The 21,041-nt window shown below is 46.5% G+C and carries 15 protein-coding genes; 10 read left to right on the top strand and 5 right to left on the bottom strand.

Annotation, left to right across the window (positions count from 1 at the left end; translation table 11 throughout):
• Positions 1–18: 18 nt before the first annotated feature.
• From ACTQ16_RS10060 to ACTQ16_RS10075, 4 genes are all read right to left on the bottom strand, one after another.
• On the bottom strand, positions 19–1,413 hold the full coding sequence (locus ACTQ16_RS10060) for an efflux transporter outer membrane subunit (protein ID WP_441937293.1): 1,395 nt from the start codon (positions 1,411–1,413) through the stop codon (positions 19–21).
• A gap of 27 nt (positions 1,414–1,440) precedes the next feature.
• Positions 1,441–4,707, bottom strand: coding sequence for an efflux RND transporter permease subunit (locus ACTQ16_RS10065; RefSeq protein ID WP_441931747.1), 3,267 nt, complete (start codon positions 4,705–4,707; stop codon positions 1,441–1,443).
• Between the two features lie 93 nt (positions 4,708–4,800).
• Positions 4,801–6,012 (bottom strand): efflux RND transporter periplasmic adaptor subunit, encoded by a 1,212-nt coding sequence (locus tag ACTQ16_RS10070; protein WP_294971896.1) that lies wholly within the window; start codon positions 6,010–6,012, stop codon positions 4,801–4,803.
• Between the two features lie 174 nt (positions 6,013–6,186).
• On the bottom strand, positions 6,187–7,629 hold the full coding sequence (locus tag ACTQ16_RS10075; RefSeq protein WP_441937295.1) for a CCA tRNA nucleotidyltransferase: 1,443 nt from the start codon (positions 7,627–7,629) through the stop codon (positions 6,187–6,189).
• 269 nt (positions 7,630–7,898) lie between these two features.
• Between ACTQ16_RS10075 and ACTQ16_RS10080 the strand changes: the two genes are divergently transcribed.
• The 5 genes from ACTQ16_RS10080 (at position 7,899) to ACTQ16_RS10100 (ending at position 12,860) form a co-directional block, all read left to right on the top strand.
• Entirely contained in the window at positions 7,899–8,444 is a 546-nt protein-coding gene (locus ACTQ16_RS10080; RefSeq protein WP_228117710.1) for a DUF1599 domain-containing protein, read from the top strand.
• Positions 8,445–8,463: 19 nt separating this feature from the next.
• Positions 8,464–10,554 carry a BT_3928 family protein gene (locus tag ACTQ16_RS10085; RefSeq protein WP_294967858.1) on the top strand — a complete coding sequence of 697 codons (2,091 nt, stop codon included), beginning with the start codon at positions 8,464–8,466 and terminating at the stop codon, positions 10,552–10,554.
• A 104-nt stretch (positions 10,555–10,658) separates the two neighbouring features.
• The gene (locus ACTQ16_RS10090) at positions 10,659–11,333 is read left to right on the top strand and encodes an SPOR domain-containing protein (RefSeq protein WP_217761832.1); all 675 of its coding nucleotides are present in this window, start codon (positions 10,659–10,661) and stop codon (positions 11,331–11,333) included.
• Between the two features lie 88 nt (positions 11,334–11,421).
• Positions 11,422–12,015 carry a GTP cyclohydrolase I FolE gene (gene folE, locus ACTQ16_RS10095; RefSeq protein ID WP_294967861.1) on the top strand — a complete coding sequence of 198 codons (594 nt, stop codon included), beginning with the start codon at positions 11,422–11,424 and terminating at the stop codon, positions 12,013–12,015.
• Between the two features lie 89 nt (positions 12,016–12,104).
• A complete protein-coding gene (locus tag ACTQ16_RS10100; RefSeq protein WP_295346767.1) occupies positions 12,105–12,860 on the top strand; it encodes an exodeoxyribonuclease III in 756 nt (251 codons plus the stop codon).
• Between the two features lie 231 nt (positions 12,861–13,091).
• On the opposite strand, the gene ACTQ16_RS10105 is transcribed toward ACTQ16_RS10100, so the two are convergent.
• Positions 13,092–13,598, bottom strand: coding sequence for a VCBS domain-containing protein (locus ACTQ16_RS10105; RefSeq protein WP_441931750.1), 507 nt, complete (start codon positions 13,596–13,598; stop codon positions 13,092–13,094).
• 395 nt (positions 13,599–13,993) lie between these two features.
• On the opposite strand from ACTQ16_RS10105, the gene ACTQ16_RS10110 reads away from it, so the two are divergent.
• The 5 genes from ACTQ16_RS10110 to porW all read left to right on the top strand — a co-directional run bounded on the left by ACTQ16_RS10110 (position 13,994) and on the right by porW (position 21,028).
• The gene (locus ACTQ16_RS10110; protein ID WP_294967866.1) at positions 13,994–15,220 is read left to right on the top strand and encodes a zinc-dependent metalloproteinase lipoprotein; all 1,227 of its coding nucleotides are present in this window, start codon (positions 13,994–13,996) and stop codon (positions 15,218–15,220) included.
• A 36-nt stretch (positions 15,221–15,256) separates the two neighbouring features.
• Positions 15,257–16,498 (top strand): 3-phosphoshikimate 1-carboxyvinyltransferase, encoded by a 1,242-nt coding sequence (locus ACTQ16_RS10115; protein WP_441937297.1) that lies wholly within the window; start codon positions 15,257–15,259, stop codon positions 16,496–16,498.
• Between the two features lie 75 nt (positions 16,499–16,573).
• Positions 16,574–16,957, top strand: a complete 384-nt coding sequence (locus tag ACTQ16_RS10120; RefSeq protein WP_264950773.1) for a hypothetical protein — start codon at positions 16,574–16,576, stop codon at positions 16,955–16,957.
• A gap of 72 nt (positions 16,958–17,029) precedes the next feature.
• Positions 17,030–17,833 (top strand): metal ABC transporter permease, encoded by an 804-nt coding sequence (locus ACTQ16_RS10125; RefSeq protein ID WP_441937299.1) that lies wholly within the window; start codon positions 17,030–17,032, stop codon positions 17,831–17,833.
• Between the two features lie 15 nt (positions 17,834–17,848).
• Positions 17,849–21,028, top strand: a complete 3,180-nt coding sequence (gene porW / locus ACTQ16_RS10130; protein ID WP_441937301.1) for a type IX secretion system periplasmic lipoprotein PorW/SprE — start codon at positions 17,849–17,851, stop codon at positions 21,026–21,028.
• The last annotated feature ends 13 nt before the right edge of the window (positions 21,029–21,041 follow it).

A 21,041-nucleotide genomic window follows, 5' to 3' on the forward strand; every position in this document is an offset into this window, starting at 1 on the left:
ATTAATTATTAATTATCATTACTTAGCTCCTCCACCCAATGCATAGTAGAGGTTTACCACTGCCTGCATCTTGTAGAAGTCATCAGCTACCTTTGAGAGTTGTACGTTGAGCAGTGAAGACTGTGCCTGGATTACTTCCAGATAAGAACCGCCAGCCTCTGACATCAACTTACGTGTATCCTCCACATTCTTCTCGAGTACGGCGATGCGCTTAGCCTCCACCTTACCCTTCTCGTCAGAATAGTTGTAGAGCACGAGGGCATTGCTCACCTCGCTACCTGCCTTCAACACGGCATCCTGCCAAGTATTGTAAGCCTGCTCGTACTGTATCTTAGCCACCTTCAAGCCGGCAATGATTCTACCATTCTGGAAGATTGGCTGAACCAATGAACCAACAGCAGAAAGCAACCACTTGCCTGGATTCACGATGCCTGCACCAGCAGAATTGGTGAATGCACCTGTACCAGAAATGGTGATAGATGGATAGAACTTGCTGCGGGCAGTCTCAATGCCATAGAAGCACTGAGCCAGATTCATCTCGGCTGCATGAACATCGGCACGGTTGTTGAGCAACTGGATGCCTACACCGGTAGAGAATGTTGCAGGAAGACTCTGATTCTCCAACTTGCCACGGGCAATAGAATGAGCCTGGTCACCGATGAGAAGACTCAGGGAGTTCTCTGTCTCACGAATCTGACGCATCAGGTCAGTCTTCTGAGTCAACACTGCATAGTAGTTGCTCTCGGCAGCCTGAACAGAAGTTCCGCGATAACCAATCTTGGTATCCTTCAGCACCTTCATGGTCTCCCAGGTATTCTTGGTCAAACCTTCCATATTGTTAACCAGCTCCACCTGCTTATCGAGCATCAACAAGGTATAATACATGTTGGCGATGTTGGCGATGAGGTTGGTCTTTACAGATACCTGATAGTCCTGCAACTGGAGCAGAGCCATCTGGGCACTGCGCTTCTGAGAGAGCAGATTGCCGAAGAGGTCTACCATCCAGCTGGCAGTAACAGGCATCGTGTAAGTCTTGGTGGCAGCCTGACCATCCCAGGAAGCGATGGTTCCCTGAGGAGTGAAAGACAAGGCTGGCACGAATGCCAACTTAGCACACTTCAGCTGCTCTTCTGCCATCTTCACGTTCAAAGCCGCATTGAGGAGGTTGACATTGTTGTTCAATCCCTTCTCGATGAGCGACTGAAGCTGAGGGTCGGTAAAGACACTGCGCCAAGGGATATTGGCGAAGGTAGTAGTATCCTTTACAGCCAAAGTATCTGTATCAGAAGCTACATCGCGAACGATACCGCTGGTCTTCACATCCGGACGCTCATATTTTCCGTAGAGAGTCTTGCAGCTGCTCAGAGAGAGCGCTGCGAGACCCAATATGATGATATTTAAATTCTTTTTCATTGTTTCCTTTGAAGTTACATTGCGTTATTACTTCTTCTCGATACCCTTCTTCTGATGAGCTGCGTTGGCATACTGCTCCAACTCGGCAGCTACCTCCTCGTTCAACTCATCCTCGAACTTCATTGGGGTCAACTTCTCCTGCAACCACTGGAAGACTGCGAAGAGAGCAGGAACCACGAAGATCTGACAGATAGTACCAATCAACATACCACCTACGGCGGCAGCACCCAAAGTCTGGTTACCATTCTTACCTACACCAGATGCGAACATCAGAGGCAGCAGACCGATAACCATCGCCAGAGAGGTCATCAGAATTGGACGGAGACGGGCACCGGCACCCAAGATAGCTGAGTACTTGATAGCCATACCCGTACGACGACGCTCGAGGGCGAACTGTACGATAAGGATGGCATTCTTAGCTAACAGACCGATCAACATAATCAACGAAATCTGCATGTAAATATCGTTAGAGTGACCGAAGAGGTTGGTGAAGATGAACGAACCTGCCAAACCGAATGGGATAGACAATACTACAGACAATGGCAAGATGTAACTCTCGTACTGGGCACTCAAGATCAGGTAAACGAATACGATACAGAGTGCGAAGATCAAACCTGTAGAGTTGCTGGATTCAGCTTCAGAACGGGTCAAACCAGAGTACTCATAACCATAGCCTTCTGGCAATGTCTGCTTGGCAACCTCAGCAATCGCCTTCATACCATCACCGGTAGAGTAACCGCTGTTAGGAGTTACAGATACATCCATAGAGGTAAACAGGTTGAATCGTGTGATGTTAGATGGACCATAAATCTTCTTCAAGTTCACGAACTCGCTTACAGGAGACATGGTGCCATCAGCACAACGAACGTAAATCTTGCTCAGATCGTCTGGACGCATACGACTCTCAGGACCAGCCTGAATCATGACACGGTAGAGCTTACCGTAGGCATTAAAGTTAGATGCGTAGAGACCACCGAGGTAACCCTGCATTACAGACAATACTGAAGATGGAGAGATACCAGCCTGCTTGGTCTTGGCAACATCTACATCTACCATATACTGTGGGTAGTTAGGGTTGTACTGAGTCTGGGCGGTCTGAATTTCAGGACGCTTGTTCAACTCAGCCAGGAACTTCTTCACATTGTCATAGAACTTGTTCAAGTCACCACCGGTCTTATCCTGCATGGTCATGGTGATACCATTCTGTACAGAGAAACCGGAAATCATAGGTGGAGCGAAGGCAAGAACCTGTGCATCCTTGATGGCAGCAGTCTGCTTGTAGATCATACCCAACACAGAAGTATATTCCATTGGGTTGACAAACAACGCCTCAATACCGCCACCCGTACAAGCCTCCTTGATACGGTGGAAGAATCCACCCGGACGCTCCTCGAATGGCTTCAACTTCACGATGATGGTACCCTGGTTAGAACCGGCACCGCCGATAAAGCTATAACCCATGATGGCGTTACGGGTTGCGATGGCTGGGTTGTTAGCCAGCATCTTATCTACCTGCTTAACCACCTCTGCTGTACGTTCCTGAGAAGTACCAGGAGCTGTAGAGATACAAGCGAAGATAGTACCGGTATCCTCATCAGGCACCAGACCCGTCTTGGTAGTACCCATCAGGGCAACCAGACCTACGATACTGACTGCCACGAGGCTACCAGCGATGATGCCATGATTGATAACCCACTTGACACCACCCTTATACTTATTGGTAATCTTCTCAAACTGATAGTTGAATCCTGCGTGGAAACGGTCTACGAAAGACATCTTCTTCTCGTGACCCTCCTCGTGTGGCTTCAGCAACACGGCACAGAGTGCAGGAGACAGCGTCAACGCATTGATAGCCGAAATAACGATAGATACAGCCATGGTTACACCGAACTCACGGTAGAAGTAACCGGAAGTACCACCGATGAATGATACAGGAACGAACACGGCAGACATCACCAATGTAATAGAGATGATGGCGCTGGAGATTTCGTTCATCGCATCGATAGATGCAGTAAGGGCACTCTTGTAACCCTGGTCGAGCTTGGCGTGAACCGCCTCGACCACCACAATGGCATCATCGACCACAATCGCAATAGCCAGCAGCAGTGCTGACAGCGTAAGCAGGTTGATGGAGAATCCGAAGATCCAGAGGAAGAGGAAGGTACCAATCAAAGCCACAGGTACGGCAATCATAGGAATCAACGTAGAACGGAAGTCCTGCAAGAAGATATACACTACGATGAACACCAGTACCAGAGTGATGATCAAGGTGAAGATAACCTCCTCGATAGATGCGAACAAGAACTCGGTAACATCCATCAGGATGACATTCTTCAACCCAGGAGGATAACTCTTCTCCAGTTCATCAAGCGTTTTCTTTACGTCGTTTGCAATCTGGGTAGCGTTGGAACCGGCAATCTGCTGAACCATACCCATCACGGCAGGCTGACCATCATTGAGCAGGTTTACATTATACTGCAAACCACCCAACTCAATCTTGGCAACTTCGCCCAGACGGAGCGTCTGACCTGAAGTATTGCTCTTGATGAGGATATTCTCATACTCCAATGGAGTCTTCAAACGACCCTTGTAACGCAAGGTATATTCATACTGCATATCAGAGCTCTCACCAAAGCTACCAGGGGCAGCCTCGATATTCTGCTCTGCCAAAGCCTGAGAAATATCAGAAGGAACCAGTCCGAACTCCTTCATCTTCTCTGGTTTCAACCAGATACGCATAGAGTAGTTACGGGTAGAAGGGCTCTGCACATCACCCACACCATTGATACGCTTCAACTGAGGAATGACGTTGATCAAGGCGTAGTTGGTAACAAACTGGTCGTCGTAACGTCCATCGTCTGTAGTCAGAGCAAACATGATGACGTTGGAACTCTGTCGCTTGGTTACGGTGACACCCACCCTAGTAACCTCGGCAGGCAACAGAGACTGCGCCTGAGACACACGGTTCTGTACGTTGACCGCAGCCATATCAGGGTCAGAACCCTGCTTGAAGTAAACGGTGATCTGAGCAAAACCAGAGTTAGACGCAGAAGAGGTCATATAAGTCATGTTCTCCACACCGTTGATACTCTCCTCCAGCGGAGCAACGACTGAGTTCAACACCGTCTGGGCATCTGCACCCGTATAGGTAGCAGTTACCGTGATGGTAGGCGGCGCGATATTCGGATACTGCTCGATAGGCAGCGATACCAAGCCGATAATACCCAGCAAGACGAAGAAGATGGAAACCACCGTCGAAAGTACCGGGCGCTTTATAAAGTTTGTAAATGACATAATCTTATTTTAATTAAGAATTAATAATTAACAATTAATAATTGCCCCAAGGTCTATTAATTATTCATTATACATTATTAATTATACATTATATTACTTCTTTCCGCCCATAGCAGTAGCGAAGGCATGAGCGTTATCCTGAGACTCAGCCAACTTGGCAGCCTCAGCAATCTTCTGATTGTAACGCTCCAGAGTGATAGGCTTGATCTGCTGACCATCGGTCAACTTGGTGATACCCTTCAATACGATGCGGTCACCTACATGGAGACCAGAAGTTACGATATAGTTCTTGCCATCATCCTGTGGATTTACCTTGATTTCAGAATACTTCACCTTGTTATCCTTGGTTACTACGTAAACGAAAATCTTATCCTGCACCTGAGAGCAAGCCTCCTGAGGGATGACGATAGCCCTGTTATGATCATTAGGAACCACGATAGAACCTGCACCACCACTCTTCAGCAACTTCTCTGGGTTAGCGAAGTGAGCGATGAGAGAGATAGAACCGGAAGTAGCATCGATGACACCACTCATCTTAACCACCTTACCCGGATGATTATAGATAGTACCATCAGCCAACTGCAGCTTAACAGCTGGGAACGCTGCGATGGCTGCCTGAACGCTACCATTGGTCTTAGACATGTTCAGAATCTGAGACTCAGAGAGTGAGAAGAATACCTCCATGGTGCTGATGTTAGAAACAGTTGTCAGAGCCTGACCAGAAGCGCTTACCAAAGCACCAACCTTGAAAGGAAGGCTACCTACAACACCTGCAGAAGGGCTGGTAACGGTACACCAAGACAACTGCTCGCGGGCTGAAGCCAGAGCAGCCTCTGCCTGAGCTACCTGAGCCTTAGCTGTTGCATAGCTGTTAGCTGCTGTAGAAAGTTCATATTCACCGATAATCTTGCTATCATACAACTTCTTGTTATTCTGATAAGTCAACTTAGCTGTATTTGCCTGTGCCTTAGCTGTATTTACAGCGGCAGCAGCAGAACGGACAGCAGCCTGATAGGTCTCGCTATCAATAGAGAATAAAGCCTGACCTGCTGATACAGTCTGTCCCTCGTGTACAAAAACCTTAGTGATAAAACCAGAAACCTTAGGACGTACCTCTACATCCTGGATACCCTTGATGGTAGCAGGATAGGTAGTCTGCAATGCGGCGCTGGAAGTACCGATAGTAGCCACAGCGAACTCATCGTCGCTGAAGTCAGGCAGACCGCCCTTCTTACTTCCACCACATGATGTCAACGCAGCAAGAACACAAACTGCTGCAACAAACAAAACGCTTTTAATTTTCATACCTATTTTATATTATAATTTATTATTTAATCTTTTTACTTCCTTAAGTTACAACGCTTTTCCGCCCTCCGGCGAAAACTAAGAAACACCTCTAAGTTTTAAAGGCGCTGCAAAATTACTAATAATAAACGAATAACGGCTCGCATGGAGCCGTTATTTAACAAAAATTATTCTCTATTTTAAGTTTTCTGCATTTACAAGTCCCATCTCCTGTGCCTTCTTCATCAAAAGCTCCATCAATGGTTCCCGCTCGTTAGCCACTTTATTGTCCAGTACAGCATCCTTAAGATACTGCTTCAAGGTACCAACCTCGCGACATGGAGTAAGGTGGAACATCTCCATAATCTCATTGCCATCGATACATGGCTGGAGCAGACGTTTGTAATCACGTTCCTGCAAATCAACAAGTTTCTCACGCACCATCTTGAAATTATCCAGGAAACGCTGCTTGCGAACCTGGTTCTTGCTGGTTATATCTGCTTCGCAGAGGGTCATCAGATCGTTGATATCATCGCCTGCATCATTCAACAGACGGCGAACGGCACTATCCGTTACCTCTTCATCAGCAATCACAATCGGACGCATGTGGAGTTCCACCAGCTTCTGTACATACTTCATCTTTGCATCCATCGGCAGTTTCATACGGCGGAAGATGTTCGGAATCATCTTGGAGCCTATGATATTATGGCTATGGAAGGTCCAACCGATGCTGTTATCCCATCGCTTGCTTTTCGGTTTGCCGATATCATGGAAGAGTGCCGCCCAACGAAGCCAGAGATTATCAGAATGCTTGCATACATTCTCAAGCACCTCCATCGTATGGTCATAATTGTTCTTATGCGCTCTGCCGTTCCGTGTTTCCACCTTATCCATCACTACCAGTTCCGGCAGGATAAGGTCAAGCAGACCTGTATCCTTCAAATAATAAAATCCACTGCTAGGATGCTTAGAGAGCATAATCTTGTTCATCTCGTCACAGATGCGCTCGGCACTGATGATCTTCAGGCGCTCGGCATTACGGGAGAGAGCATCATAGGTCTCATCTTCTATCTGGAAATTGAGCTGAGTGGCAAAACGCACACAACGCATCATACGGAGCGGGTCATCAGAGAAGGTAATATCTGGGTCGAGAGGAGTGGCAATAATACCATCTTCCATATCATAAACGCCATCGAACGGATCTACAAGTTCGCCGAATCGCTTTTTATTCAAGCAGATAGCCATTGCATTGATAGTGAAATCCCGGCGGTTCTGATCATCCTCCAGAGTTCCATCTTCTACAATAGGCTTTCTGGAATCATGGTTATAGCTCTCCTTACGGGCTCCCACAAACTCCACTTCCATATCATGATACTTCACCTGAGCAGTTCCGAAATTCCGGAACACAGAGAGATATGCATTCTTTCCGAGCAATGTTTTCAAGGCAGAAGCTACCTCAATACCACTACCCACCACAACGACATCTATATCATTGGAAGGTCGCTCCAAGAAAAGATCACGCACATATCCACCAACCACATAACATTCCACAGCCAACGAATCCGCTACCTCTGAAATCTTATGAAATATATCCTTATCCAGTATTTGTGCCAGTTCGGCATTGGTCAAATTTCTCATACTCTTTTTTCTTTCGGGGTGCAAAGTTACTGCAAATCGAAGACAATACAAAATAAAAAAAGATTTTTTTTGTTTTTATTGTTGAGATGCAGCGTAACTTATCAAAAGTTACTGCAAAATGAGCGAAAAACAAAATAAATTGCGATTTATTTTTTCTTCCGAATGCAGCGTAACTTATCCAAAGTTACTGCAAATTATGTAAAATACAAAATAATTATTTGGCTATTTCATAATAAATGCGTAAATTTGCACCGAATTTCGAAATTATTATGGCAGATTTATTAAAAACAGAACAGCAGTTTAAGGCTGTCATGGGTGAATGCAGGGCATTATTTGAGAAGAAACTTCATGATTATGGAGCCTCTTGGAGAATCTTGCGCCCTTCTTCTCTGACAGACCAGCTCTATATCAAGGCTAAGCGTATCCGCTCGCTCGAAATCAAGAAAGAATCTTTGGTTGGCGAAGGCATACGTCCGGAATTCATCGCCCTTATTAATTATGGTATTGTGGGACTCATCCAGCTGGAAAAGCCATTCGTGGATGAAGTAGACATGACGCCAGAAGAGGCAATGAAGTTATATGACCTCCATGCACAGGAAGCACTGGAACTGATGCTCAGGAAGAACCATGACTATGACGAGGCTTGGCGTTCGATGAGAGTCAGCAGCTATACTGATTTCATCCTTACCAAGATTCAGCGCGTAAAGGAAATAGAAGATATCGCTGGTGCCACGCTCGTGTCAGAAGGCATTGATGCCAACTATATGGACATCATCAACTATGCCGTGTTTGGAGCCATCAAGATGAGCGAATAAGGGTAAATGAATAATTCAAATGGAGAATAAGGCTACTCATATCTTAACCAAGATTGCGGTGAATATCGGGCGATTGCTCATGGCGACAACCTTCATATTCTCAGGATTCGTGAAGGGAATGGATCCATTGGGTACGCAATACAAGATAACCGACTATCTGGAAGCACTGCATATTGACTGGATATTCCCCTCATGGAGTACACTTGGCATGTCGGTTCTGCTAGGAATGATAGAGTTTGCCATCGGTATTTTCCTGCTGTTTGCCATCCATAGGAGGCAGGTAAGCCGGATTACTCTATTCATCATGAGCGTGATGACGCTGATTACTTTATGGATAGTCATCGCAGACCCTGTAAAAGACTGCGGATGCTTCGGTGATGCCATTATCCTATCGAATACAGAGACTTTCATCAAGAACATCATCCTCCTAGCGATAGCTCTCTTATTGTGGAGAAAGCCGTTCGAAATGAAACGACTGATATCCAAGCCGACTCAATGGATCGTAATCAATTATACGTTCATCTTCTCTATCTGCGTAAGCTTATGGAGTCTGTGGACACTTCCACAATTCGACTTCCGCCCATATCATATCGGTGCCAACATCGCTAAAGGGATGGAAATACCAAAGGGAGCCAAACAGCCTAAGTTTGATACGACCTTCATTCTGGAAAAGAACGGAGAGCGAAAGGAGTTCACGATAGACAACTACCCAGACTCTACCTGGACATTCATCGACAGTAAGACGGTACAGACAGAAGAGGGATATGTGCCTCCTATCCACGATTTCAGTATCGAAGACACTCAGACGGGGCTAGACATCACCCAAGAGGTGATCCATCGTAAGGGATACACCTTCATCTTGGTTTCGCCCCATCTGGAATTTGCCGATGATGCCAATTTTGGGAACATCGATGAGATCTATGAATACGCCAATGATCATGGCTACAAGTTCATCTGCCTTACGGCAAGTACCGAAAAAGGGATCAAGCACTGGCAAGACATCACAGGCGCAGAGTATCCGTTCTATCTCACTGACGAGACCACGCTGAAGACTGTGATCCGCAGCAATCCGGGTCTGCTCTTGCTGAAAGACGGAACCATTATCCAGAAATGGAGCCACAATGATCTCCCAAACATGACGGAGATAGCAGGCAAGCCGCTGGAGCAGACAGAGATAGGTAAGATGCCGGAAGTAAGTGCAGCCAAGAAGATAGCAGGCATGGTTTCATGGTTCGTCATACCATTGGTATTACTCACCATCGCCGACAGGCTCTGGGCATGGGGCGCATGGATTAGAAAGAAAGAGAATTCAAACAGAATATTATCAACTTTTAAAAAGAAAAGAAAAATGAGAAAGAAAATTGTAGCAGGTAACTGGAAAATGAACATGAACCTGCAGGACGGTGTTGCTCTCGCTAAGGAGATCAACGAGGCATTGGTAGCAGACAAACCAAACTGCGACGTAGTAATCTGTACTCCATTCATCCACTTGGCTTCTGTAGCTCAGGTTTTGGATTCAGAGATTGTAGGTCTCGGTGCAGAGAACTGCGCAGACAAGGCTAAGGGTGCTTTCACAGGTGAAGTTTCAGCTGAGATGGTAAAGAGCACAGGTGCTCAGTACGTTATCCTCGGCCACTCAGAGCGTCGTCAGTATTATGGCGAGACAGCAGAGATCTTGAAGGAGAAGGTAGAGTTGGCTTTGGCTAACGGTTTGAAGGTCATCTTCTGCTGCGGTGAGACTCTCGAGGAGCGTGAGGCAGAGAAGCAGAACGAGGTTGTTAAGGCAGAGTTGGAGGGTTCAGTATTCCACTTGAGCGCTGAGGCTTGGAAGAACATCATCCTTGCTTACGAGCCAATCTGGGCTATCGGTACAGGTAAGACTGCTACTTCTGACCAGGCTGAGGAGATGTTGGCATACATCCGCTCTATCGTAGCTGAGAAGTATGGCAACGAGGCTGCTGAGGAGACATCTATCCTCTACGGTGGTAGCTGCAAGGCTAGCAACGCACCTGAGCTCTTCGCTAAGCCAAACATCGACGGTGGCTTGATTGGTGGTGCTTCTTTGAAGGCTGCTGATTTCAAGGGTATCATCGACGCTTGGAAGAAGTAATTAATAAGTCTACAGACTTAATAAAAAATTGAAGGGATGTTTTCTAAGTGAAGAAGCATCCCTTCTTCATCAAAACTACGATATTAATAATAAAAGGAATAGTCATGAAACAATTCGTCACATTATTGATTATCATCCTCAGTACTAGCATGACCGCTCATGCTCAAACTTACCTGGATCATCTGAAAGAGAAGAATCAGGGACAGGGTGTTGTGACCGTTCACCAAAGCAAGGCAATAGATGAATTGGTTAACGGAAAGAAGATTACGCCCCAAGACGACAAGACCAAGACTACACCACAACCACAAAAGAACGGAACAGATACTCAGCAGAAGGGAGTAACTCCTACTACTCAGCACAAACAGGGTCCAGACTCATTAAAGAAGACTGAACCTCAGCGCCATGAGACAGCCAAAGAAGGTGTCCATACAAGTAACGCGCAAAAATCAGAAACCCCAAAAGACGAAACAGACAACACTGTTGTAGACATGCGCAAGAAAGTGATGCGCAAGAGCTATAAGGTTACAGGATATAGAGTACAGGTTTATGCCGGAGGCAATTCACGCAACGACCGTCTGAAAGCAGAACAGACTGGCAATACACTCAAGATGAAATTCCCGGAACAGCCAGTATATGTTCATTTCTACTCACCAAGATGGATTTGCCGCATGGGCAACTTCCGCAACCTTAACGATGCCCGGAAGGTATTGATTAAGGTAAAAGCACTTGGATACAAGCAAGCCTGCCTCGTAAAGGGACAGATTACAGTGCAGTATTAAAAAGTGAAGAGTGAAGAATGAAGAATTCAACAGCTTTACTAATAATAAAGTTCAATGTTCAAAGCTCAAAGTTCAAAGTAAATAAGATATGAATCCAGAAACAGAATTTCGCGAGGGATTAGACGAACTCGCAGGCCACTATAAAGAAGTATTGAAACTCTTGGGTGAAGATCCTGAGCGTGAAGGTCTTGCAAATACTCCCATGCGTGTGGCTAAGGCTATGCAGATATTGACCCGCGGCTACACCCAGGATGCTCATAAGGTATTGACAGATGCCTTGTTTGATGAAAAGTACAACCAGATGGTAATTGTAAAGGACATCGACTTCTTCTCGATGTGCGAGCACCACATCTTGCCTTTCTACGGAAAGGTTCATGTAGCCTATATCCCAAACGGAAAGATTACCGGCCTCAGCAAGATAGCACGTGTGGTAGATATCTACAGCCATCGTCTGCAGGTGCAGGAACGCCTTACACAACAGATTAAGGACTGCATCCAAGAGACTTTGAATCCACAGGGAGTGATGGTTGTGATTGAAGCCAAGCACATGTGCATGCAGATGAGAGGTGTGGAGAAGCAGAATTCCATTACAACAACAAGTGATTATAGTGGCGTATTCAATTCCCTGAATACCCGTCAGGAGTTCATGAACCTGTTGAGAGGAGAAACAAAGAGAATCTAATTATTATAATCATTAGTTATTAGTGATTATTGATTGGCATGAGAGTCTATTAGTAATCACTAATCACTATAAAATAATCAATAAACACGATGTTAAGGTTTATATCCTGGAATGTAAATGGCCTTCGCGCTTGCGTTGGCAAGGACTTCGAGAACCAGTTTAAGGCGCTCGATGCAGATTTTTTCTGCCTGCAGGAAACAAAAATGCAGGAAGGACAGCTCGATCTGACCTTTGAAGGCTACGAGAGTTATTGGAACTATGCAGAAAAGAAAGGATACTCAGGTACGGCCATCTATACCAAGCACAAGCCTTTGAGCGTAAGCTACGGTATGGGTGTGGAAGAACACGACCACGAAGGCCGCATCATCACTCTGGAATATGAGCAGTTCTATCTAGTTACATGCTATACCCCCAACTCTCAGACAGAATTAAAGCGTCTGGATTATCGAATGACTTGGGAAGACGATTTTCACAAGTTTCTGAAGGCTCTTGACGCCAAGAAGCCTGTTGTAATCTGTGGTGACCTGAATGTAGCTCACGAAGAAATCGATATCAAGAATCCGAAGACCAACCGTCGCAATGCAGGTTTCACCGACGAGGAACGAGAAAAGATGACCATCCTCCTCAGCGACGGCTTTACCGACAGTTTCCGTTATCTTCATCCGGAAGAAGTAACCTATTCGTGGTGGTCTTACCGCTTCAAGGCCCGTGAGAAGAACGCAGGTTGGCGTATCGACTACTTCCTGGTATCCGACAGCATCAAAGACAGGATAACAGAAGCCAGGATTCATACAGAAATCATGGGCAGCGACCACTGTCCTGTAGAAGTTGATTTAGACATCTAATCAGATATCCCTAGAGAGACAAAAGATTCAGATATCAAATACAAAGGCAAAAGAAGGGCTGGCGAGATTTCGCCAGCCCTTTTCAGTTACGCACATATCAGAAAAAAAATGGGGATGTACCTTCCTCACGGAAGCCATCCCCATATTGGTCATATCAACATAAAATTTTAATTTATATAAGAGAGATTTTCTTTAATTCCAATGAAGAAACCGTTTCCAAGGTTTTAAATCTTACATGAACTGCTGGATTTCAGAGAGATTTCTCTTCTCTGTAGTACCATCCTTGTAAGTTACCATGAAGTAATCGTGAACAGACTTACCATTCTTGAACTGAACGACAGCCGCACCGCCTTCACGGAGCTGGAGAGTGAAGTAACCCTCACGCTTGCCATTGACATACTTGCCATGCCACTTCTCCTTACCATTCTTATAGTAGGTAGTAACCTCACCATTGAAGATAGTATTGCGATCGTTACCGAGATCTACAAAGCTGTAGCCACCCTCAGCACGGAGATTACCATTCATATAGAAGTCTTGGAACACATCCTTCTTATTGACGCCTGTGCCAGTAGTCATCAGCAGTCTGTAATAACTAGCCTGCTCTGCACTTGCTACGTTACTCATATTTTCTGCATAGAAAATAGTGTCAGCTACTACTGTTGCATTCTCTACGTGCTTACGACCGAAAGCTGCTACAGTCATAAAAGCCATCAATGAGAATAATATAACTCGTTTCATATTCTTAATTTTTTAGATTGAATTTGTTGTTGTTTATTTCTTTTTTCTGGTGCAAAGATACAATGAAATTCTCAATGTTGTATATTCTCTTAACGCAATTTTATTTTATTTTTTGCCCCAGTTTTACTTTTTCCGTGAAAACGTACACAGAATTACAATTTGTTATTTTTGCACCTCCAATTACGCACTTTGAAAGTAGCTACAAGAAATAATACCCTATTTTACCTATCATCTCTTTACATATTGTAAACTCATTTATCATTTCATGTCGTATAAAAGAAACTTTTTTTCATCAGAAACATAAACTTTTTCGCCCGTTTGCTAGCTTATGTTCATTTTATTTTGTACTTTTGCAGAAAATATATCATAAATTATATCATATAAAAGGTATACGCATGAAACATTTTACAATTTTCATCATCATATTGGCCACACTTGGGCTTTGGTCTTGCAAAGACTCAGAGGGAACCATCGGAGATTCACCCATCACTGCCAACGGACAGGATAGGGATAGTGACATCATTACGGGAGATGACTACATCTACCATCTCCCCGTCATATTCCATGTATTCTACAAAGACAGCAAAAACCCGAAACAGTATATATCCAATGCCCGACTCAAGGAGCTGCTAGACAATGTCAACGAGCTATATCAAGGCAATGTATATAATATCAGTCTCGACACCATCGAGAGTGAGAACCTCCATATACAGTTCGAACTTGCCGAATACGACCTCAATGGAAAGAAACTGAAGACGCCAGGCGTAGAATACATCAAGATAGCAGAAGACTCCCTAGACTGTGAAGAGTTCATGCGCAGCAAGTCGAACGCCAAATACTCCTGGAACCAAAACGACTACATCAATGTGATGGTCTATACCTTCAAGAATACCGATGCAACGTCGACAACTCTTGGCATCAGCAATGTACCCTACAAGGTAGCCGGTTATCCTGATTTGGAAGGCTTGACCAACGGCAAGAATTATCCGCTCAGCAAGCCAAACAGTTTCCCATACTGCGTATCCCTCAATGCCATCTATGTGGATAAGAAATACGAGGGTACCCGATATACGACCGACAAGAAGCAGAAGAATTATCAGTATAATACAGCAGATCCGAATGCCACGCTGGCCCACGAACTGGGGCATTATCTGGGACTTTTCCACACATTCTCCGAAAAGCCAGACAAGAAAGACAAATCAGAGCCGGCTGATGACGATGATGATTCAGACTATTGTCAAGATACACCTAGCTACAACAGAATAGCGTATAACAAATGGCTCGTCAGCTACATGGCAGAAGCCAAAAAGATCAAGCCAGATACGACATTCACGGTGAAACAACTTGCCAAACGCTCCAACAATCAGGGAAAAGAATGGCAGGCAGACAATCTGATGGATTACAGCATCTGCTACAGCATGCGGTTCACTCCAGATCAAGCCTATCGAATAAGACAGGTATTGTACTATTCGCCGCTCATTCCGGGTCCGAAGAAGGCAAGAACCACCACAAGAGCATGGAATGAGATGCCAGAAGAAGAATTCGACCTTCCGAATGTCTTGGCCAAGGGAAGAACCATCAGGCTGAAAGACATTCAGACCCGCACCTTCCATGACAAATAAACAGATTCAATATCATCAAACAGCAGAATATAGAATATGAAATATACAATCAAGGCTCCAAGCCAACTCAACGCAAGCATCAACTTGCCTGCATCCAAAAGTATCAGCAACAGAGCGCTCGTCATCAGTGCGATGGCAGGAAGCAACATCCAGCCCGACAACCTGAGCGACTGTGATGATACAGAGGTGATTATTGTAGCCCTCAAGGATATGCCAGAGGTCATCAACATCAAAGCTGCAGGTACTGCCATGCGATTCATGACTGCTTACCTGGCTTCTACAGAAGGTGAACACACCATCACGGGTACCGAGCGCATGCAGAACCGCCCTATAGGCATTCTGGTAGATGCCCTTCGCTATCTGGGCGCAGACATCACCTATGAAAAGAAGGAAGGCTATCCCCCACTCCATATCAAGGGCAAGCCGCTGGAAGGAGGCCATCTGGAAATTGTGGGCAACATCAGTTCGCAATACATCTCAGCCCTCCTCATGATTGGTCCTATCCTCAAGAACGGATTGGAACTGAAACTGACAGGCGAAATTGCATCCCGACCATACATCGACCTGACGCTCTGGACGATGAGGGAATATGGTGCTGAAGCAGAATGGACTGATATGGATACCATCACCGTCAAACCGCAGCCATATAAAAGCACTCCTTATCAGATAGAAAACGACTGGAGCGCCTCTTCTTACTGGTATGAGATGATGGCCCTCAACAGCAATTCCAATTCCCTCATCAAGCTCGAAGGTCTAATGGACAGCTCCAAGCAGGGCGATTCGGTTGTGAAATACATCTTCAGTCTGCTGGGTGTAAAGAGCGAATTCGAAAGTCGCGACACCCTGAGCACTGTTACCTTGAAGGCGAATCGCTGCCTGTTGCCGAAATTCGAATATGATTTCACGGGCTCACCAGATTTGGCTCAGACCATCGTCGTAGCCTGCTGCGCCCTTGGTGTCAAGTTCAAGTTTACCGGTCTTGCCAGTTTGAAGATCAAGGAAACCGACCGTATCGAAGCATTGAAGACGGAACTGAAGAAGGTGGGTTATGTGATTCGCGATGAGAATGACAATACGCTCATCTGGGATGGTGAAACCTGCGAGCCTACGTTCGCTCCTATCGACACCTACGAAGACCATCGCATGGCTATGGCTTTCGCTCCTCTCGCATTCAAGTTTCCACAGATAGAAATCAACAACCCGGAAGTTGTGAGCAAGTCTTACCCACAATACTGGGAGGACCTCAAGAAAGTAGGGTTTGAAATAAGTGAAGAGTGAAGAATAAAAAGTGAAGAATTCTACAGCCTTTGCTAATCATAAAGTTCAAAGCTCAAAGTTCAAAGTTCAAAGTAAATGCTATATTTAGTTTTAGCCTTGGTGGTATTAGGCCTGATAAGCGCCCTGTTCGGTATCTTCTCTCATCGCAAGGGAGAGGAAGAGGAACCTTTGCAGGAAGGAGTATCGTGCAACACCTGCAATGGGGAAAACTCTAAATGCGAACAGGACTGCATGATGGAAGCAGCCATCAAGGAAATAGAATATTACGATGACGAAGACCTCGACCGGTTTGCTGGTCGCGAAGCCGATTCCTATACCGACGAAGAGGTGGAGGAATTCTCAGAGGTGCTCTATACGATGCAACCAGAAGAAGTAGCCGGCTGGAACAGAAGCCTCATTCTGCGGGGCATCAACCTTCCTAACCAGCTGAAAGATGAAGTCATCAACTTTTTAAGCTAGAATTTTACAGTTCAAACTTAAATATTCAGCAGCTCCGCTAATTATAAAGTTCAAAGCTCAAAGTTCAAAGTAATGGATATACTGCAGTATACATTTTTCCAGAATGCGCTCATAGGAGCTTTCCTATCCAGCATCCTATGCGGATTCATCGGAACCTATATAGTTACACGCCGACTGGTTTTCATCAGCGGCGGCATCACCCATGCCTCTTTCGGTGGCATCGGAATCGGTGTATATGCGGGGCTCAACCCCATTTTCTCAGCCATGGCTTTTGCCATACTGAGTGCTTTTGGCGTACAATGGATTTCAAGGAAGAAAGACGTGCGCAAAGACTCTGCCATCGCCATGTTCTGGACACTGGGAATGAGCGTGGGCATCATCTGCTGTTTCCTTACACCCGGATTCATGCCCGATCTTCCCTCCTTCCTCTTTGGCAGCATCCTAGCCATCGATAGTGCTGACTTGTGGCTGCTGGGCGGTCTCACCCTCATCGTTGCGCTGCTCTTCACATTCCTGCTGCGCCCCATTCAGAACATTGCTTTCGACTGCACGTTTGCCAGGTCGCAGCACCTGCCCGTCACAGCCATAGAATATTTGATGATGACGCTCATCGCCATGACCATTGTAGCCACGCTGAAGATGGTGGGCATCGTACTCGCCATCAGCCTGCTTACCATTCCGCAGATGAGCGCCAATCTCTTTACCAACAATTACAGGAACATGATTGCCGTCAGCATCCTGCTGGGATGGATAGACTGCCTGGTGGGATTATATGCCAGCTATCTGCTCAACGTGCCTTCAGGCGCCACCATCATATTCGTCAGCATCATCCTCTTTGCCCTCGCCAAGGGATATAAGATGCTCCGACATTCATAAAGATAATATAATAAGGTGAAACAACAGAATACTTTTCATTACGCCCTAGGCTTTGTCTTCCTGACGACAGCCCTGATTCTTACCGGATGCTCTACGCAGAAGAATACAGCGCAGAGCAGATGGTGGCACGCCTTTAATGCAAAGTACAACACCTATTATAATGGTACACTCGCCTATATCGATGGTTCGCTGGAGAAAGAGACGGGAAACAAGGACAACTATACCGAGCAGATTCCGCTCTATACCGTGAGCAACAAGAACAGCCGGGAAATCGGCAAGGCCAACTTCGACCGCGCCATCGAGAAATGCGAGAAGGCCATCCATCAGCACAGCATCAAGCGAAGACCGGAATGGACCAAAAACCGCCGCAAGACAGCCAAAGACATCGAATGGCTGAGTCGCCGGGAATACAACCCGTTCCTCTGGAAGGCATGGATGCTGATGGGCCGTTCGCAGTTCTATCAGGGAGATTTCGAGTCGGCAGCCGCCACCTTTTCCTATATGAGTCGCCTCTACGCCACCCAGCCCGCCATCTACGGCAAAGCCCGGGCCTGGCTCGCCAAATGCTATATCGAGCAGAACTGGAATTACGATGCCGAAGACGTGATTCGCAACATACTTCGCGATTCCATCCACTGGCGTGCCCAGAAAGAATGGGATTATACCTTTGCCGATTACTATATCCACACCGGCAATGCCGAGCAGGCCATTCCTTACCTCAGGAAAGTAATCAGCCACGAGATGCGCCGCAAGCAGAAAGCACGCGAATGGTATCTGATGGGACAGCTTCAGGCATCCATCGGCAACAAGAAAGAAGCCTATAAAGCCTTCAGGCACGTGATTCGCCAGAATCCACCTTACGAACTCGCCTTCAACGCCCGCATTGCCATGACCGAAGTGATGGCGAAAGACAATGCCGGCAAGATGATCAGCAGGCTGAAACGAATGGCTGCCTCCGACAACAACAAAGAATATCAGGACCAGATATACTATGCCATCGGCAATATACACCTCAGCAGGAAAGATACCCTGCAAGCCATAACGGCATACGAGAAAGGCAATCAGAAATCTACCCGCAACGGCATAGAAAAAGGCGTCTTGCTGCTGCATCTGGGCGATTTGTACTGGACCAAGGAGAAATTCTCCGATGCACGCAGATGCTACGGAGAAGCCATCGGACTGCTGGATAAGGACAGAAAGGACTACCAGCAACTCGCCAACCGATCCAAGGTGCTCGATGAACTGGTGCCCTATACCGATGCCGTGCAGTTGCAAGACTCATTGCAGCAACTTGCCAGGATGAGCGAGAAAGAACGCAATGCTGCCATCGACAGGGTTATTGACGCCCTGAAAAAGAAGGAAAAGGAAGAAAGAAACAGAAAGGCGGAGGAAGAAGCGGAATCAACCCTCCGGCAGGACGGCGGCAACCTTGCCAACAACAACAACTTTGCCTCCAGCAACAGCCCGCAGAAAAACAATGAGAATAGCGCCAACACCCCTGCCAACGGGCAATGGTATTTCTACTCTCCGCTGACCGTAAGCCAGGGAAAGGCGCAATTCCAGAAACTCTGGGGCAAGCGAGATAACGTGGACAACTGGCAACGCATCAACAAGACCGTTGTTGCCAACGCTGCCGGAGCTGAAGAGATAACAGATGAACAGAGAGACTCGCTGGCACAGGCTGCCGAACAGGAAGAATTACTCAAGCAGACTTCAGACAGTGCCGTCAACGATCCGCACAGACGCGAGTATTACCTGGCACAGATTCCGTTCACCCCAGAACAATTGGCTGAGAGCAACAAGCTGCTGGAAGACGGTCTGTATCATGCCGGAGTCATCTTCAAGGACAAGCTCAACAACCTGCCACTGAGCCGGAAATCCCTGCTGAGACTGGTCAACAACCATCCAGACTATGCACATCTGGATGACGCCTACTACCATCTATATCTGCTCTATTCCAGAGAACGGAAACCAGAGATGGCACAGACCTATCTGCAGAAACTGAAGGCAGAATACCCGGAAAGCCAGTGGACTACCCTCCTTTCCGACCCATACTATGCAGAGAATGCCAAGCGGGGGGTGCAGATAGAAGATTCTCTCTACACGCTCACCTATCAGGCTTTCAGGGACGGGGAATATGAAAAGGTGGAAAGGAACGCCCAGATATCACGGAACCGCTTCCCTGATGGGGCAAACCGTGATAAATTCCTCTTCATCGGCGGCCTCAGCAAGCTGAACGACGGCGATATCAAGAGCTGCCTGGCAGACCTCAAGGAAGTGGTCAGCAAGTATCCCGACAGCCGTCTGAGCGAGATGGCAGGTATGATCATCAACGGCGTGGATGCCGGCAGACGACTCTATGGGGGCAAATTCGACCTCAACGACGTATGGACCCGCAGAAGCATAGAGCTCAACGACCGGGATTCCACCAGGCAGAAGGGATATAGCCCGGAACGCAATGCCAGCTTCGTGTTCCTCCTTGCCTACGATCCGGACAAGACCAACGAGAACCAGCTGCTCTTCGAGATGGCGAAGTACAACTTTACCTCCTACATGGCACGCTATTTCGATATTAATATCGAGGACTTGGAGGGACTGCATCGCATGCAGATTAGTGGTTTCAACAGTTATGACGAAGCCCGCCAGTACGCCAACGCCGTATACCAGCAGCCCGCCATCAAGCGTCTGCTGGGCAATGTACGTGCCTACGTCATCAGCGAGCCGAACCTGAAGCTCCTGGGTACCAGCCATACCTACGAGGAGTATGAGAAGTTCTACAGCAAGCATTTCGCCCCTCTCCCTGTCAGCAAGCTTCCATTGCTTCTCGAACCTGCCGAAACAGCTCCAGCAGCAGAAGAAGAGCCTTCTTCAGAAGAGGCTACTTCTGAAGAATCGCCCAAAGCGGAACAATCACAAGAAGATAACACGCTGACAGTTCCAATAACCCCACAGGACGAACCGCTAAGCAGCGGAGAACTCGAAGTAGAAGGCAAGAAGGAAGAGATTCCGGAAAAGAAAGACGACGGAATCCTCGTGATTCCAAACCAGAAGGAAAAGAAAGACGACGGAACCCTCGTGATTCCAAACCAGAAGAAAGAGAAGAAGGAAGAAGATACCGGCATCTATTTTGATGACAGCAACTCTTCAGAAAGCATCGAACTGGAAGATGAATATTTCGAACTGGAAGGGTTCTAATGAATTGCCCATA

Origin of the sequence: Prevotella sp. LCP21S3_D2 (genome assembly GCF_052118345.1) — a bacterium.
In the GTDB taxonomy this organism is placed as follows: Bacteria; Bacteroidota; Bacteroidia; order Bacteroidales; family Bacteroidaceae; genus Prevotella.